Origin of the sequence: Wolbachia pipientis, assembly GCF_001752665.1 — a bacterium.
Taxonomy (GTDB): Bacteria; Pseudomonadota; Alphaproteobacteria; order Rickettsiales; family Anaplasmataceae; genus Wolbachia; species Wolbachia pipientis_A.
In genome coordinates this window covers 39902-55159 of sequence record NZ_MJMG01000007.1, presented here as the reverse complement: position 1 = coordinate 55159, position 15258 = coordinate 39902, and the positions used below count along the sequence as shown (strand labels likewise).

Annotated in this window: 16 protein-coding genes and 5 pseudogenes; 7 read left to right on the top strand and 14 right to left on the bottom strand. The window is 31.6% G+C overall.

Annotation, left to right across the window (positions count from 1 at the left end):
* The 6 genes and pseudogenes from BIY23_RS03285 to BIY23_RS05520 all read right to left on the bottom strand — a co-directional run.
* A pseudogene (locus BIY23_RS03285) lies at window positions 1-1673 on the bottom strand (sigma-70 family RNA polymerase sigma factor); the annotation flags it as partial.
* Window positions 1674-1758: 85 nt separating this feature from the next.
* A complete protein-coding gene (locus BIY23_RS03280; protein ID WP_070065148.1) occupies window positions 1759-2076 on the bottom strand; it encodes a cation:proton antiporter subunit C in 318 nt (105 codons plus the stop codon).
* Entirely contained in the window at window positions 2063-2476 is a 414-nt protein-coding gene (locus BIY23_RS03275; protein ID WP_070065118.1) for a Na(+)/H(+) antiporter subunit B, read from the bottom strand. The genes BIY23_RS03280 and BIY23_RS03275 overlap by 14 nt, the downstream gene beginning before the upstream one ends.
* Before the next feature lie 89 nt (window positions 2477-2565).
* Complete coding sequence (locus tag BIY23_RS03270; RefSeq protein ID WP_070065117.1) at window positions 2566-3090, bottom strand: DUF4040 domain-containing protein; 525 nt, start codon at window positions 3088-3090, stop codon at window positions 2566-2568.
* Complete coding sequence (gene mnhG, locus BIY23_RS03265) at window positions 3083-3361, bottom strand: monovalent cation/H(+) antiporter subunit G (protein ID WP_070065116.1); 279 nt, start codon at window positions 3359-3361, stop codon at window positions 3083-3085. The genes BIY23_RS03270 and mnhG overlap by 8 nt, the downstream gene beginning before the upstream one ends.
* A complete protein-coding gene (locus BIY23_RS05520) occupies window positions 3358-3480 on the bottom strand; it encodes a monovalent cation/H+ antiporter complex subunit F (RefSeq protein ID WP_261722516.1) in 123 nt (40 codons plus the stop codon). The genes mnhG and BIY23_RS05520 overlap by 4 nt, the downstream gene beginning before the upstream one ends.
* Between BIY23_RS05520 and BIY23_RS05515 the strand changes: the two genes are divergently transcribed.
* Window positions 3425-3586, top strand: a complete 162-nt coding sequence (locus tag BIY23_RS05515; protein ID WP_261722517.1) for a hypothetical protein — start codon at window positions 3425-3427, stop codon at window positions 3584-3586. The genes BIY23_RS05520 and BIY23_RS05515 overlap by 56 nt on opposite strands.
* 25 nt (window positions 3587-3611) lie before the next feature.
* On the opposite strand, the pseudogene BIY23_RS05680 reads toward BIY23_RS05515, so the two are convergent.
* Both BIY23_RS05680 and BIY23_RS05125 read right to left on the bottom strand, forming a co-directional pair.
* A pseudogene (locus BIY23_RS05680) lies at window positions 3612-4477 on the bottom strand (ParB/RepB/Spo0J family partition protein).
* Window positions 4456-5158: pseudogene (locus BIY23_RS05125) on the bottom strand (ParA family protein). Before BIY23_RS05125 ends, BIY23_RS05680 begins: the two co-directional pseudogenes overlap by 22 nt.
* A 272-nt stretch (window positions 5159-5430) precedes the next feature.
* Here BIY23_RS05125 and glyA point away from each other — a divergent pair.
* The 4 genes and pseudogenes from glyA to BIY23_RS03235 form a co-directional block, all read left to right on the top strand.
* Window positions 5431-5877, top strand: a pseudogene (gene glyA, locus BIY23_RS03245) (serine hydroxymethyltransferase); the annotation flags it as partial.
* Window positions 5878-5943: 66 nt separating this feature from the next.
* Complete coding sequence (locus BIY23_RS05500; protein WP_261722510.1) at window positions 5944-6069, top strand: hypothetical protein; 126 nt, start codon at window positions 5944-5946, stop codon at window positions 6067-6069.
* Between the two features lie 64 nt (window positions 6070-6133).
* Window positions 6134-6400 (top strand): hypothetical protein, encoded by a 267-nt coding sequence (locus BIY23_RS03240; protein WP_070065113.1) that lies wholly within the window; start codon window positions 6134-6136, stop codon window positions 6398-6400.
* A gap of 511 nt (window positions 6401-6911) precedes the next feature.
* Window positions 6912-7538 (top strand): protocatechuate 3,4-dioxygenase, encoded by a 627-nt coding sequence (locus BIY23_RS03235; RefSeq protein ID WP_070065112.1) that lies wholly within the window; start codon window positions 6912-6914, stop codon window positions 7536-7538.
* Between the two features lie 340 nt (window positions 7539-7878).
* On the opposite strand, the gene BIY23_RS05270 is transcribed toward BIY23_RS03235, so the two are convergent.
* Window positions 7879-8028, bottom strand: a complete 150-nt coding sequence (locus BIY23_RS05270) for a hypothetical protein (protein ID WP_222523873.1) — start codon at window positions 8026-8028, stop codon at window positions 7879-7881.
* 118 nt (window positions 8029-8146) lie between these two features.
* A complete protein-coding gene (locus tag BIY23_RS03230; RefSeq protein ID WP_070065111.1) occupies window positions 8147-8746 on the bottom strand; it encodes a CvpA family protein in 600 nt (199 codons plus the stop codon).
* A 118-nt stretch (window positions 8747-8864) separates the two neighbouring features.
* Between BIY23_RS03230 and BIY23_RS05495 the strand changes: the two are divergent.
* A pseudogene (locus BIY23_RS05495) lies at window positions 8865-9224 on the top strand (transposase family protein); the annotation flags it as partial.
* A gap of 898 nt (window positions 9225-10122) precedes the next feature.
* Here BIY23_RS05495 and hslU read toward each other — a convergent pair.
* On the bottom strand, window positions 10123-11580 hold the full coding sequence (gene hslU, locus BIY23_RS03225) for an ATP-dependent protease ATPase subunit HslU (protein ID WP_070065110.1): 1458 nt from the start codon (window positions 11578-11580) through the stop codon (window positions 10123-10125).
* 1 nt (window position 11581) lies between these two features.
* On the bottom strand, window positions 11582-12151 hold the full coding sequence (gene hslV / locus BIY23_RS03220) for an ATP-dependent protease subunit HslV (protein WP_070065109.1): 570 nt from the start codon (window positions 12149-12151) through the stop codon (window positions 11582-11584).
* Window positions 12152-12233: 82 nt separating this feature from the next.
* Here hslV and BIY23_RS03215 point away from each other — a divergent pair, with 82 nt between their 5' ends.
* Window positions 12234-12437, top strand: a complete 204-nt coding sequence (locus BIY23_RS03215) for a glutamate--cysteine ligase (RefSeq protein ID WP_070065108.1) — start codon at window positions 12234-12236, stop codon at window positions 12435-12437.
* A 34-nt stretch (window positions 12438-12471) separates the two neighbouring features.
* Here the strand turns inward: BIY23_RS03215 and BIY23_RS03210 are convergent, their stop codons facing one another.
* A complete protein-coding gene (locus BIY23_RS03210) occupies window positions 12472-13881 on the bottom strand; it encodes an NADH-quinone oxidoreductase subunit N (protein WP_070065107.1) in 1410 nt (469 codons plus the stop codon).
* Window positions 13881-15257: a complex I subunit 4 family protein gene (locus BIY23_RS03205; RefSeq protein WP_070065106.1), complete on the bottom strand. Its 1377-nt coding sequence runs from the start codon at window positions 15255-15257 to the stop codon at window positions 13881-13883. The genes BIY23_RS03210 and BIY23_RS03205 overlap by 1 nt, the downstream gene beginning before the upstream one ends.
* Window position 15258 lies beyond the last annotated feature (1 nt).

Here is a 15258-nt window from a genome sequence, read left to right as displayed (position 1 = left end):
TTGCCCACTTCTTCTAATGTATGTTCTTTACCGTTTTTACCTAAGCCAAAACGCATTCTTAAAATTCTTTCTTCTTTTGGCGTTAGAGTAGCAAGAATGTTTGTGGTAATGCCGCGTAGATCAGCAAGTATTGCAGCATCTTCTGGTTTAGAAACTCTTTTATCTTCTATACAGTCACCAAATGTGCTACTATCATCTTTTCCTGTTGGGGCTTCAAGACTCACAGGATCTTTTGCTATTTTCATAACCTTGCGTATTCTATCTATTGGCATCATTAATTCTACACTTAATTCTTCCAAAGTAGGTTCTCTACCCATATCATGTGACATTTTCCTCAATGCTTTATTAATTTTATTAATGATTTCCACCATATGAACTGGTATCCTTACTACCTTAGATTGCTCTGGTATAGCTCTTGTTATTGATTGTCTCACCCACCATGTACCATAAGTTGAAAATTTATATCCACGTTTATAATCAAATTTATCTACAGCTTTCATTAGACCAATATTTCCCTCTTGTATTAAATCTAACAGTGGTAGACCTCTACCTGAGTATTTTTTTGCAATAGAAACAACCAGCCTTAGATTTGCTTTAATCATTTCTTGTTTTGCTATTGCTATATCTTGCTCATGTTTACGTATTCTTTTGATAAGTTCTTTAAATTCTTGTACATCACTTTCTTTTACTTGTTGATGAATGTTACCTATACTTTCAAGAATATTACCTTCTATAAATTTTTGGAATTTATTTTGTGTCAAAGTTGCTATTGAATCTTGTTTTAAAAGAGCATCGTAAATTTCGTAAAACTCTTCTCTACTAATGCCATATTTTTTTGCCTCAGAAATGAGACTGGCTTCTTCAAGTGTAATATACTTATTTACATTATAAAGTTCTTGTGTGATTTGAGAGATTGCAGTATTACTGAGCTTGATTTGTAGCGTTATAGACCAAATTTGATTGTATAATTCTTCGCATTTTGATTGATTTGTAAGGACATTTTCTTTAAGCCTCGATATGTTGCCTGATAAAGTAATTATATCATCTAATGCTGCTATAACTTTTGGTAACAGGTCATTTTCCATCTCAAGTATAGAAACGTTAAGGCTTGCAGAATTTATTTCATCTTGTTCATCGTCTGTGTAATATCCTTCAACTTCTTCTTTAAGTATAACATTAAAATCAGAGTTATAGATGGCATCTAAGTCTATAATATCTCGCAATAAAAGATTTCCACTGTTAAGACTATCACGCCACATATTAATTATCTTAAATGTGATTGGTGACTCAATAATAGCACGTAGCATATTATGTTTTTCTGATTCTATTTTCTGCGCGATCTTGATTTCATCGCCTCTTGATAAGAGTTTTACAGAGCTCATATCTCGTAAATATATTCTTACTGGATCGTCGTTCTGTACTAGAGTATCTGTAACATCTCTATCATCAGGTTTATTATTATCATCAGTTGTTGAATCCTCATCTTCGCTACTTTCTAGTACATCGATTCCAAAATCTTGCAGTACAGAAATTGTGTGATCTATAAAATCAGACGAACAATCTTCATCTGATAACGTATCATTTAAATCATCAAAGGTAATAAAACCACCTTTTTTTATGCTCTTTGTTACAAGATCTTTAATAATTTTTTTTTCATCGTGAAGTTCTGCCATTGTTACCCTATAAATTTATTAACAAATGAACTTACATTNCATTCTCTGTTTACCTCATATTATTTAAAATACTATTAATGTGCATCTAATCCTGTTCGATCGTTCCATATTGAGCTTCTATACGTGCTGCTATAGACAATCCAACCGAGAATGTTGCTATACCAACAACTATAGCTGTTAGCATTAATACATGAGGTATTGGATTACTATATAAAGCGGAACCTTCAACTAGTATTGGAGGTAATGAATTCCTAATATATCCTAACGATATGTAAAACAGTAAAACGGAAGTTTGAAAAATACCTATCCCTATCATTTTTTTAATTAAATTTTTATCATTTATAACAATATATAACCCTAATATCATTAATATAATCACTATTATATAATTATATAAGTTTATCATTACTTTTTTTTCTAGTAAAACTAATATACATAGTAAGCATAGAAGAGCAAACAGTAAACATAACCCCAAATTCTACCAAAAATATACCTGCTTTTTGACCAATTATATCATAAGATAAAAAATTCTGTCCAAGTAGCATTGCTAGGATTCCTGTTCCTCCGTATAAAAAAATACCTAGTGCATTTATAAACTTGATATAGGAATATGGAATTGCTTTCAAAGTAGTAGGTATGCCAAACAACATTGCATATAATATTATACCAGAGGCAATAATAATCCCAGCTTGAAATCCCCCTCCAGGAGTATAATCTCCGTGAAATTGTATATATAAACCAAATAAGATTATAAAAGGTAGCATTAACAATGCTACTACACTCAATACTGTATCCTTAACCATACATTTTTTTTAAATATGTTCTATAATTTTTTGCATTGAAAGCGGTAAACTGAAAAAGAAGAAATGAAAGGAAACTATTTATTTCAGATTTAATCATCCCTTTCTCCTTTTAATATCAAAGATGTGCATAGTGCTGCAGTAAAAATTACTATGGTTTCCACAAATGTATCATAGCCACGAAAGCTTGCTAAAATCACTGTTACTATATTAGGAATACCTGCTACTATTGCAGTATTATTTATATAATATGGAGCCACATGATGATGAATAGGAGCGCCATAGTTGCCAAACTCTGGTAATTTATAAATAAAATATGATAAAAATGTAGCAAAAATCAACATTAAACAAAATATTGTAAAACTATGTGATGAATTCGTCTTATGATTTTTTATCAAGGATAAAGCTGCAAATGTAAAAATTGTGCTTAACCCTGCACCTACAGAGGCCTCAGTGATTGCAACATCTGGTGCATTCATATTTAAATATATGACCGCCATAAGTGAACTGAATGTGCACATTAAAATTGCAATATTAACTAGATTTTTTGAGAATGCTATAGAAAGTGCAACTATGAACAGTAATGAAAGTAACACGAGATTTAATATTTCAAACATTTTTATTGTTTGTCTTATAATACGTACGTGCTAGAACATAGCTGTTAGTTGAGTTTGCAACCCATATTATAACAATGAGCAATATTATTTTTAATGTATTGAATGAAAACTGACTGTGTAAAGCTAAACCTATCAATAACAGTGTTGCTCCACTAGAATCTGTAACACCTGCTGCATGAAGCCTTGTGTAAAAGTCTGGAAATCTTATTATCCCTATATTTGAAATTAATATAAAAAATATACCTGATAATATAAACACAGACCCTATCATAATAGCATTAACTTCATTAGTGCTATAGTTGAAATAAAACTAATGCTAGCATATAACAATGCTATGTCAATCAAAAAAAAATTATTTGTAGTTACAGAGATTATAGTTATTAATAACACCACTTGTGTTGAGAAATTATTGAATGCTATGACTTTGTCATATATGCTACATGCTGTGAAGACAATACGATATAGCATGATAGTCATGCCACATAATAATATATAGATAGCAATATAGATCATTTTAAAATTTATAAATGCAATTTTAAGTTGGTTAAAGTTTGTATTATCATTTCAAATTCTGCAAAACTATTATATTTTATGATTACGTTACCTTTATAATTACTATTATTTATAATTACTATCATTAATTTTTATATCAAGACCAAGTTTTGAAGAGATATTATCTTCTATTATTGATATATCATGGTTTTTATATCGTTTATTCTGTTTTTTTTGATCATGTAAATCTCTTATAAGTTTTTCAGTTTGTCTGACATTTAAATCGTGTAAAAATATTTTTCTTGCGATATCTTCTGCTTTTGTAACATTAACTAATGTTCTTGCATGACTCATAGATAGTTTTTTTCATTAATCATTGTTTTAACGTTATCAGAAGAGATAACAGTCTCATTATATTACTGATATAACTACGACTTTTTCCTGCAATTAAAGCTATTTCTTTGTGAGTATAAGAGAACTCATCAATTAACTTTTTATATGCTTCTCCTTCATCTATAGGACTAATATTTGCTCGTTGTATATTTTCAATAATTAATATTTCAAGGCATTTTTTGTCATCTAAATCTCTGATAATTACAGGTACACTATTCAAACCTGCAATTTTGCTTGCTTGCCATCTACGTTCTCCTGCTATTATTTCGTATTTACTATCGTCTGTGTTTTTACGTACTATTATGGGTTGTATAATGCCATTTTTTTCTATTGAGCTTGCAAGTTCTTTTAGTGATTCTTCAGAGAAATATATACGTGGTTGAAATTTGCCTGGGTATAATGATGAAATAGGCAAGAACTCTTGCTGATTATCTATAATATTAACAGTATTTCTAGCTATCAGGCCAGATAAACCTTGTCCTAGTCTATTATTGTTTTGCATGCTGCAAACTGCTTTTCTATAATCTCTTTTGCTAAATATATATGCCTGTGCGCCATGGCACTTCATATCATATATACTTGCCGGTTTGCCATAAGACGGAGCCTCTGATAATCGTACATTACGTGGTATAATTGTCTCATATACTTTGTCACTTAAATGTTTGCAAATTTCTATTTTGACCTGTTCACTTAGCCTATTGCGTTTATCATACATTGTTAATACTATTCCTTCTATTTTAAGAGATGGGTTCAGATGTTTTTGTATCAGTTCTATAATTTTGATCAAGTGGCTTAAGCCATCTAAAGCAAAAAATTCGCATTGCAGAGGAATAATAAATGTTCTTTTATTACTTTTAATACATTTTTTAATGTATGTTCCCTATTTTCAAATTGTGAAAGCCCGACTTCTGCTGCTGATAGATCTACATTAGATGTAATGAGTGATAAATTGGGTATGTCTGTATTCAAAATCGCTGATGATATAGGCTCATTATTTATGAGAATACTATATATATTTTTTGTACGGCTGCGATATGAGAAACCCAGGCCTGTGCTTGCATTACCTTGAGGATCAAGGTCAATTAGCAGTATTTACTGCAGCAAATGTTGTAGATAAGTTAATGCTGGTTGTGGTTTTACCTACTCCTCCTTTCTGGTTTACTATTGCAAGAATTTTACTCAAAGCTTATCTTGTGACGTATATCTATATATACAAACTTATATTATAATATACAAAAAACTTTTGCATCAGTTTCCTTTTTCAAGGTTAATTTTCTCGATTTCACCATGTGTAAGGCCTGTACTGCTGGCTATTATGTCAATTGCAACCTTTAAGTCAAGAAGCTTTTTTGCTATTCTTATTTGTTCTGCTTTGCCTCCTTCCGCTCTTCCTTTTTCCTCACCAATTTTTATTCCTTCTTCTTGTCCAATTTTTATTCCTTTTGCAGTTGCANTGCTAAAGCCATTGCATTTAAAGAAGCTTTAGATCCACAATTTAAAGTATATAGTAAAAAAGTCATAGAAAACGCTAGAATATTTGCTCAAGAGTTACAGACTTATGGATTTAATATTGTCACTGGAGGCACTGATTCTCATATAGTTCTAGTAGATTTAAGACCACAAAAGTTAACTGGTAAGGATGTAGTAAATAGCCTTGAAAGAGCAGGAATAATATGCAACAAGAATACTATACCATTTGACACAGAAAAGCCTACCGTTACTTCTGGATTACGTTTCGGTACAGCAGCAGAAACCACTCGCGGCCTTGAAGCAGAAGATTTTAAAAAGATAGCTAGCTTTATAAATGAAATAATAAATAGTTTGATTAATGGAAATAGCACAGATATTGAAAAAACAATCTCAGATAAAGTTAAAGAAATGTGCCTTAAGTTTCCAACGTAACTTTTTGTTGCAAAAGTGAGATCAATCTTAGTGTAATAATAAACGTAATTAAAAAATGTAGTAAATATGTTAAATTCAGGTCATGCCAATAGGACTAATGATGGGAGCTCAAATCGTACAGTTGAAGTTAATTGTTACCAGGTGTTGTATGTTTCAGCTGGAGTAGCTGCACTTGTACTTGGGGAGTATTGACATACCGTGGATTTATACTGCAGACAGATGCACGTCTACTGCTTACGATAGGCGGCGCTGATGCATGTTGTGTTGTCTCATTATTCTTGCAATCTTGGGCTATAAAAAGTATGATCAATATAATACAGTCAAAATGCTGTCTACACGCGACCGAGCAGTAAACAATAGCATCATCTCAAATATAAAGCATGTATATGAACAAGATGAGAGAGAAATGAGCACAAATGTAGCAAGTAATGAACTATTGACTGCAGGTACAGAGTTACATGCTACTACATTAGCTGCTGCTATAGATCAAGTCACAAGAAGAGGAGATAGCATGAAGCTTTAGGGCTAGCATAAGAAAGTTAGCTATTAAGTTTTGATCTATCAATTCAGCCCTTATGTCAATAGGTACAAAAAAGTGCCTATTTATCAATCGCATAGCGTAGACCTTTTGCGCAATTAATGCTCAGAAGATTTTCTGGGGTCCAAAAAACTATTAAGTTGGATAGCCTTTAAAACAAGAAAAATTTTATCAAAAAGATACATTTTTTACGCTTTTGCAATAATTTTCTGTTTCGCAAAAGGCTAATCATATATCTCATCAACAAGCTACTACACGGTTGAAAAACCCGGTGATCATAGCAAAAATCATCATAAAAGGTTTGTACCTTTTCAAGAAATGCCATATAAATAGCCATAAATTTTGTGATAACACATTCTTCATATTTTAGATAGTCTCTTTAATAGAAGAAGGGTATATAAAAATATGAGCAATTTCCATACAAAAATTTTGCATACCCTTTTATATTTGATAAGCAAAAAATTCTGCTATAATTTTAATAAAGATCGTAACAAATATGAAAAAATATTTTCTATTGCTATTACTAGCAGTGCTAATCTCTAATCTACAGACATTTGCCAATGATCCTATATTACTCAACTGTATAGAAACTCCATCAGTATATAGCCTTGATACATGTCCTAACAAACTTGGTTACTCAAATAATTTAAGAAGAAGGCCAGGGTCCTCAGATGTTGCATCTGGAGAATTAATTCACATAGTAGGTAGAGTAACCGATATAAACTGCTTACCAATACAAAATGCTGTGGTGCATATATGGCATGCAGATGCATGTGGATATAATGAAAATATGGAACAAAACGCAGAACCACATGATCCGAATTTTGCAGAATCAGGAAGATTTATTACAAATAACCTTGGTTATTACCATTTCATCACAATAATGCCTGGTACAAATGGTGAGAGGGCACCACACGTAAATTTTCTTGTACAACATCCAGACTTTCCAGAATTTACCACACAAATGTTTTTCGCTGACCTTAATTATACTGACCCCATCCTTACAAATCTACCTAAAGCACACCTTCTAATAGCAACATTCTCTTATAACAAGAAGAATATCAAAACTTATACATTCAATATTACACTTGGAGGATATAACAAGTTTTCTAGCACAAGGTAAGTAGTATATTTTGAAATTTTGGAGTTATTAACGTAAGACAGATAATTTAAGAGTAAAAATAAGGGATTGATAACTTAAGCTTAAGAGCAAAAATAGAGAGAAGACCTTTTGCGAAATTAATGCTCAAAAGATGGGGTCCAAAAAACTATTAGGTTAGCTCTGTAACAGCTTTTAAAACAAGAAAATTTTATCAAAAAGACACATTTTTTACGCTTTTGCAATAATTTCTGTTTTGCAAAAGGTCTGCTGCTTGAAAAAACACTTTAACTTCCACGCCTAAAATTGAGTATACACCGTTTTTCATGGCGGAAAATCATAGGGTAAATGGCACCAGGAACAATCAATCTGCAATAAATAAAAATAGCATTCCCATTTTCCCGTACCTAGGCTTCCGTCCTCGTCTATTTAGCTTGTTTTTTGTTAAAGGCTTGATACGCTTACATTTTTCACCACTCAGATCATCTAGATAGGCATTTCTTTCCTCCTGCATTTTTGTTTCCCATACAAAATTAACCAAGCTTACAGTCTATCATTTCTTATCCTGATTTTCAAGACACCCTATAAATATAAAAAATGTGTTAAAATTAAAAATTTAACCAGTTTACTGGCTATACCTTGTCTTCCGATTTAACAAATTTTTGACCTATCTTTTTTATTTTTAATATTAATGAATCTGGTATATAGCTGTTAACCGAATCATCCATTTTAGAAAATAGAATTTGGTAAGAGTATGAATGTGCTATTACATCAGGTAACACTTCTTTTCTGGTGATTTCTTTTGTTGTAATTTTCTTTTCATCGTCAGATGAGTCTTCTTTTTCTGGGTAAATAATATAACAATATAAGTTTATTACAGAAAATAACATATAAGATAACAACACTCCCTTTAATGTACCAACTACAACTCCTGTTAGTCTATCCATTAACCCTAACCTGATAGGTAATAATATATACATTATCCAGTTGTTTAGGGTTATGAATATTAAATTAAGTAGTATAAACACAGAAATTGTAGAAAGTATGTTAACTTTATTTCTAGAACTAAAATATTGACTATAATTTATATTAAAGAAATCATAGTAATCCACTGTTAGGCAAAACGATAAAAATAGTAACATTAAAGCACATAATTCTTTTATAAACCCACGTGTAATGGCAATTATAATGCATAACACAATAATAAAAATCACTATACTATCAAAAAGCATTTTTTATATTATTTTTAATGTAATAATAATGACAAATGACAGAGTTGTAAAATTTTTAGTGATTAGCTGATCAAGAAAATTCCATAATTTCTCGTAAACACAGTTTTTAAAGAATTGGAAGAAGAAAAAGAAGAGTTATTCTGGAAAAAAGAAAGCGCACACAGTAAAAACCGAGATTCTTATGGAAAGAAATGGAAAAAGTATCCAAGTCATATGCATGAAGCACACATGACTTTAAGCAAGAGCAGTTTTTATCTAAAAATAGTATAAAGTATGCAGATTCTGGATATCAAGGATGGTAAAAGTTACAGAGTAAAGTTGTTATTCCTTATAAAAGGTATCGTAAGAAACCTTGAACACCAGAGCAGAAAAAACATAATAAAAAATTTAAGATTAGGCAAATAAAGATTTTCAAAATTATGTACATATTTACCGTAATTTTCAGAAGAAACACAATATGAGATTCAATATCATTGCTGAACCTTCAATACTCTTTCTTATTCTTGCACTCATCTCATCCTTATTTCTTCTTCTGACATTTCGCAATGGGTCTAATATTTCACACTTGAGTCGGGTAATAAAGCAGTTAAATTTCCAGATGATGATATCATTGAACAAGTAAACAATCGTTTAAAATCATAGAAAGAATCACAATTAAGCATATTTCGCATAAATGATATGCAAAAGGCAAATAGTCTTTTAAAAGATATAATCTCTCATGGTGAGTTAAAAATCCACCTTACAACGTATAATAAAGGAAGGGGTAACAGATACAGGTGATATAATCATGGAATGTGTAACTGCTATAAATAAAGTGAGAGAAAGCTATAAATACAGCACTGAGGAAAAGCCTGTTAATGCAAATGTATAAGACATGGAAATAGAGGAAATAACACAGAAAATGAAAAAAAGCGTATAACAAAACTAGAAAATTAAAACTATTGTCTCATAAAAAAATAAAAAATGTGGAAGAAAAGAGGAAGCTAGGTACAATTATTAATGCTTTCCATGATCAGTTGTAGCACATTTCATAATAGTGCGAATAGATTATAAAAAAGCAGTATAACCTCCATTTCCTAGCTTTTTTGAATTGAAATCTACTGTTTCTTTCCTTCTTTGCTACCATTCCCATAAAGTAGCTTTTCCTATTTTAAACTTCTTTGCTACCATCCCCTGCTTTCTTCTGCATCCAAAACTTTCATTGCTTCTTCCTTACTATATGTTTCTGACATCTAATCCTCCTAAATACACATTTTATCATTTTCGGGCTATTCAGGAAAGGGCTATAAATCGTCACTATATACTGCTAGCATCTAACCTGCGCCTAAATACACATTTTATCATCTTCTTCAGGATATTAAGGAAAATGCTATATCTTATAATATAAATTTAGATAAATCTAGCTGTTTAGAAATTGATTCAAGTTTATTCTTAACATATTTACTATCTATAATGAATGTCTCGTGTTTCTTTTCAGAAGCAATAAAGCTTATTTCATCTAAAAGCTTTTCCATAATAGTATGTAATCTTCTTGCACCTATATTTTCCACTTCTATATTTACCGTATACGCTATTTCAGCTATTGTTTCTATACTATCGTCTGTAAATTCAAGTATTACGTTCTCTGTTTTCATTAAAGCTATGTATTGTTTCAATAGGCTTGATTCAGGTTCTTTTAATATTCTCACCAAATCCCGTTGAGTTAATGGCTGCAGTTCTACTCTAATTGGCAACCTACCTTGTAATTCTGGTAATAAATCCGAAGGCTTAGATAGATGAAAAGCTCCAGATGCAATAAACAGTATATGGTCGGTTGTTACAGGGCCATATTTCGTTGAAACAGTTGTTCCTTCCAGCAGTGGCAACAAATCACGCTGTACACCTTCCCTATTTACTTCACCCTTCACTTCGGTGCGTGCTGCAATTTTATCTATTTCATCTAAAAATACTATGCCATCATTGCCGGCAAGTCTAATAGCTTCTTTTATTATTTTATCTTCATCCATTAACTTTTCACTTTCTTCGTTAATTAATATTTCACGTGCCTCTTGTATCTTTACTGTAATAGTTTTTGTTCTTTTGCTTCCACCAAACATTTTACCTACTAATTCTGTCATATTCATAACACCAATTTGCCCGCCTGGCATACCAGGAATGTCAAAAGCAGGCAACATATTCTTATTTTCTCTTACATCAATTGAAATTTCACTGTCTTCCAGTTCTTTATTGTTTAACCTCTGCTTAAAGACTGTTCTACTTTCCTCAGTTGCATCTTCACCAACCAAAGCATCAATTATTATTTTTTCAGCCAAATATGAAGCTTTTTTTGCTAAAGCTTTACGTGCCTTTTCCTTCACTAACACTATTGCTGCATCAACCAGATCACGTATTATAGAATCAACATCACGTCCAACATATCCTATCTCTGTGAATTTTGTTGCTTCAACTTTTATAAATGGTGCACCTGCAAGTTTTGCTAGACGGCGTGCTATTTCAGTTTTACCAATCCCTGTATGCCCTATCATTAATATGTTCTTAGGTATAATCTCCTCACGTAAAGGAAGAGGTACCTTATTACGACGCCAACGATTTCTTAATGCAATTGCAACAGCACGTTTTGCATCATTCTGTCCTATTATAAATCTATCAAGTTCATGAACTGTTTTTTGTGGTGACATATCATCTAATAGTACACATATATTATCATGATAATCTTGAGTATCTTGTGCGACCTCAGAGCAGAAAGATTTTTCAGAGTCATGGTAAAAATTCTCTTTAGTATAATAGCAAATGTTCTTTCGTCTTTTTGCAAAATCTATAACTTGACTACCCATATTACTCCTTTTTCTCTTTCTCAGATATTTTTTCAATCACTACATTATGGTTTGTGTAAACACATATATCAGCAGCTATTTTCATAGCCTTTCTAGCAATTTTTTCTAGTGATATTCCCTTGACATCAATTAAAGCTTTCGCTGCAGATAAAGCGAAATTCCCTCCAGAGCCAATAGCTGCAATTCCGTCCTCAGGTTCAAGAACATCACCAGTTCCTGTTATCACTAAAGAGATGGACTTATCTGCAACAATCATCATAGCTTCCAATTTTCTTAAAAATTTATCCATTCTCCAGTCTTTTGCAAGCTCAACACATGCTCTCATCAACTGTCCAGGATGTTTATCTAGTTTCGATTCTAATCTTTCAAAGAGTGTAAATGCGTCTGCTGTTGCTCCAGCAAATCCAGCAATTACAGAATCATTAGAAAGACGCCTAACTTTTTTTGCTCCAGATTTAATGACAGTATGACCCAACGAAACTTGCCCATCACCTATTATTATTACATTGTTATTTTTTCTGATCGACAATATAGTAGTACCATACATTTTATCATGATGTTGATGAACCATATTCTGCACTTAAATGAAAAAATCTATTATACTGTAATTTTTAGTTAAATTCACCAAATATCTAACATGATTTCCTTATAAAATGCAAAACATAATTAACTTAAAATCAACAAAGAATTTAGATGACTGGTTTGCAGATAAGTTCAACAACTTTACGTTGCCATTTTATAGCTCTATAGATTTAAGAAATGCCCATTATAAGATTGCTCCAGTAGATGCTCACTTATTTCCTGTAGGAATATTTAAGCACCGCATCTCAAGCGTTGCCAGACCTTTTGCAAAATAGAAAATTATTGTATAATATTAGTAGCAATAAAACGTTAATCAGTACAGCCGAAATTACAATAAATGATATAAACTAATACTGGTGGCAATAAAACATTAATTAATACAGCTGAAATTATAATAAATGATAATCCTTTACCAGGATTAATAAGTTTATTATAGCCTGCTTTATCAAAATATATAACTTTTATTATACTTAAATAATAATAACATGATATAACGCTTGCTGCTATCATAATTAAAGGGACTACAATAAACTCAGAGGCTATTAAAAGCGTATATATAAAAATTTTTGTGAAAAAGCCTGCAAGTGGTGGTATGCCTGACATTGAAAATAATAAAATAGAAAGACCGAATGCTAAAACCGGTTGTATTTTACCAATACCAGATAAACTTTCAATTGTACAATCATCATCATCCATTACTATCAAATATGCAAATAGACCTATGCTTGTGGCTATATATATTACTAGATATACAAAAACACTTATTACTACTCCTAGCATGTATGTATCATAACCAATAGAAAGTACAGCAAACATGTGCCCTATATGACCTATTGAGCTATAGGCAAGTAACCTTTTCAAATTTCGTTGGCGTAATGCACATAAAGCTGAAATTAACACGGATAATGCTGACATGCATAGCATTGTGTATTGCCATACTAAATTAGATGTAACAAGATGTACAAATTTCATAAATAATGCTATAAGCACAGCTTTTGGTGTCGTAGAAAGAAAAGCAGTCACTATGGTAGGGGCACCTTGGTATACATCTGGAGCCCACATATGAAATGGAGCAATAGCTAATTTAAAACATAAACTGATAAAAATGCAGATTAACCCAAAAATCATTCCATCAGTCACCTTATAACCTTGCAAAACTTCACTCAATTTTGTAAAATCAGTTTCTCCTGTATACCCATACAATAGAGATATCCCATACAGCATAATACAAGAAGACAATGAACCAAGCGTGAAATATTTCACGCCAGCCTCACAGGCATAACGTGAATTTTGGTTGAAACATGCAAGTACATATAGCGGAATACTCATCAACTCAAATGCCAAATAAAATGAGATTAAGTTATTTGTTGATATTAGAGCTAACATAGCAAATAACGCAAAGGCAATAAGTATAGAAAACTCATATTTGTATTGCTGCTTTGAAAAATTAAGTAGCAATAACACTGCAATGCCTGAAGTAAGGACAAACACTTGCACTAATTCAACGTATATATCAAGTCTAAGTAGTGAATTAAAAAGAGTCAGATCAAGGTGTTTACGTCCTAACAATGTCTTAATTATTAACAAAACTAGCGTTATAACTGCACAGACAAGTACGAGTAAATGAATAATACGTGGCTTAACTACAATTCCCAACAATAATAATACTAACAAAGAAACAATAAAAAACGTTTCAGGAAATATATGTATATAATCCATCATAGCTTCAGCACAAATGTAGGATAGAATCCGAGGAATATTACCAATGCTGCAAGTAAAGTTAAAGTTAACAACTCTGCTGCATTTAAATCTTCCATTAATACGTTAGAATGATTTATTCCCCATATCATTTTTTTACACAAGTTTAACATATAGAGTGCACTTAAAATAGTACCAAGTGCAATGAATCCTGTAGCAAGTTTTATACTTTCAAATATTCCAAGCATAGATAAAAATTCACCTATAAAACCAGATGTACCTGGTAATCCTATAGAAGCCATTGAAAATAAAACAAACATGAAACTAAATTTTGGCATTATATTGACTATACCGTTATATTTTTTAATTTCTAGAGTTCCTGTTCTCGTGTACAGCATACCCACACATAAAAACAGCGCTGCAGAAATTAAACCATGACTAATCATGTGAAATATGGCACCTAGTGTACCTTTTTCGTTAAAGGAAAATAATCCTGCAGTCACCACACCCATATGGGCTATTGAAGAATATGCTATTAATTTTTTGATATCATCCTGAGCAAAAGCAACCAATGAAGCATATATTACTGCAATAATGCTTAATACCATAACCAGACTAGCAAAATATTCACTAGCAGCAGGAAACATTGGAATAGAAAACCTTAAGAACCCATATCCTCCCATTTTTATTAGTATGCCAGCTAAAATCACAGATCCTGAAGTTGGAGACTGAACATGTGCATCAGGCAGCCAAGTGTGAAAAGGGAACATTGGAATCTTGATTGCAAATGAAATAAAAAATGCAAGCCATAGCAGTATCTGCACTTTGAAATCTAAGGTTGGTGTTAATGCAGTTAATACATGTATATTGGATGTACCAAAAGTATTACAGATATATATTAACCCAAGCAAAAATAATAGTGATCCAGCAAGTGTGTAGAGAAAGAATTTAAATGCAGCATATACTCTGTCCTTGCCACCCCAGATTCCGATAATAAAAAACATTGGGACTAATACAGCTTCAAAAAATATGTAAAAACTAATAGCATCAAGCGAGACAAAAAAACCAACTATAAAGCTTTCCAGCAATAAAAATAATGCCATGTATACCCTGGCATTTACATAGTTTGTCGTACAGTCATAAATTATACAAATAACAAATAAAAAGGTTGTAAGTAAAAGGAAAGGTAACGATACCTTATCTATCCCTATACTCATTCCCATAAAATATTCAGCAGTCGTCAATGCTGAACATCCATAAAATTCTGACACAACCAGAATACTTAGAAAGAATGTTAATATCGAAAAAATTAAGGAAATAAATTTATGATAAACTCTTACTATAGATAACACTAGAGCTCCTATTAAAGGGAGCAAAAATATACTCAGTAACAACACT

Bases quoted from the DNA above. Each gene is read 5' to 3' on its own strand.
- BIY23_RS03275 (WP_070065118.1), bottom strand. From the start codon at position 2,476: ATGGTTAAGGATACAGTATTGAGTGTAGTAGCATTGTTAATGCTACCT.
- BIY23_RS03270 (WP_070065117.1), bottom strand. From the start codon at position 3,090: ATGTTTGAAATATTAAATCTCGTGTTACTTTCATTACTGTTCATAGTT.
- mnhG (WP_070065116.1), bottom strand. From the start codon at position 3,361: ATGATAGGGTCTGTGTTTATATTATCAGGTATATTTTTTATATTAATT.
- BIY23_RS05515 (WP_261722517.1), top strand. From the start codon at position 3,425: ATGTCAATCAAAAAAAAATTATTTGTAGTTACAGAGATTATAGTTATT.
- BIY23_RS05500 (WP_261722510.1), top strand. From the start codon at position 5,944: ATGTTAAATTCAGGTCATGCCAATAGGACTAATGATGGGAGCTCAAAT.
- BIY23_RS03240 (WP_070065113.1), top strand. From the start codon at position 6,134: ATGTTGTGTTGTCTCATTATTCTTGCAATCTTGGGCTATAAAAAGTAT.
- BIY23_RS03235 (WP_070065112.1), top strand. From the start codon at position 6,912: ATGAAAAAATATTTTCTATTGCTATTACTAGCAGTGCTAATCTCTAAT.
- BIY23_RS05270 (WP_222523873.1), bottom strand. From the start codon at position 8,028: ATGCAGGAGGAAAGAAATGCCTATCTAGATGATCTGAGTGGTGAAAAA.
- BIY23_RS03230 (WP_070065111.1), bottom strand. From the start codon at position 8,746: ATGCTTTTTGATAGTATAGTGATTTTTATTATTGTGTTATGCATTATA.
- hslU (WP_070065110.1), bottom strand. From the start codon at position 11,580: ATGGGTAGTCAAGTTATAGATTTTGCAAAAAGACGAAAGAACATTTGC.
- hslV (WP_070065109.1), bottom strand. From the start codon at position 12,151: ATGGTTCATCAACATCATGATAAAATGTATGGTACTACTATATTGTCG.
- BIY23_RS03215 (WP_070065108.1), top strand. From the start codon at position 12,234: ATGCAAAACATAATTAACTTAAAATCAACAAAGAATTTAGATGACTGG.
- BIY23_RS03210 (WP_070065107.1), bottom strand. From the start codon at position 13,881: ATGGATTATATACATATATTTCCTGAAACGTTTTTTATTGTTTCTTTG.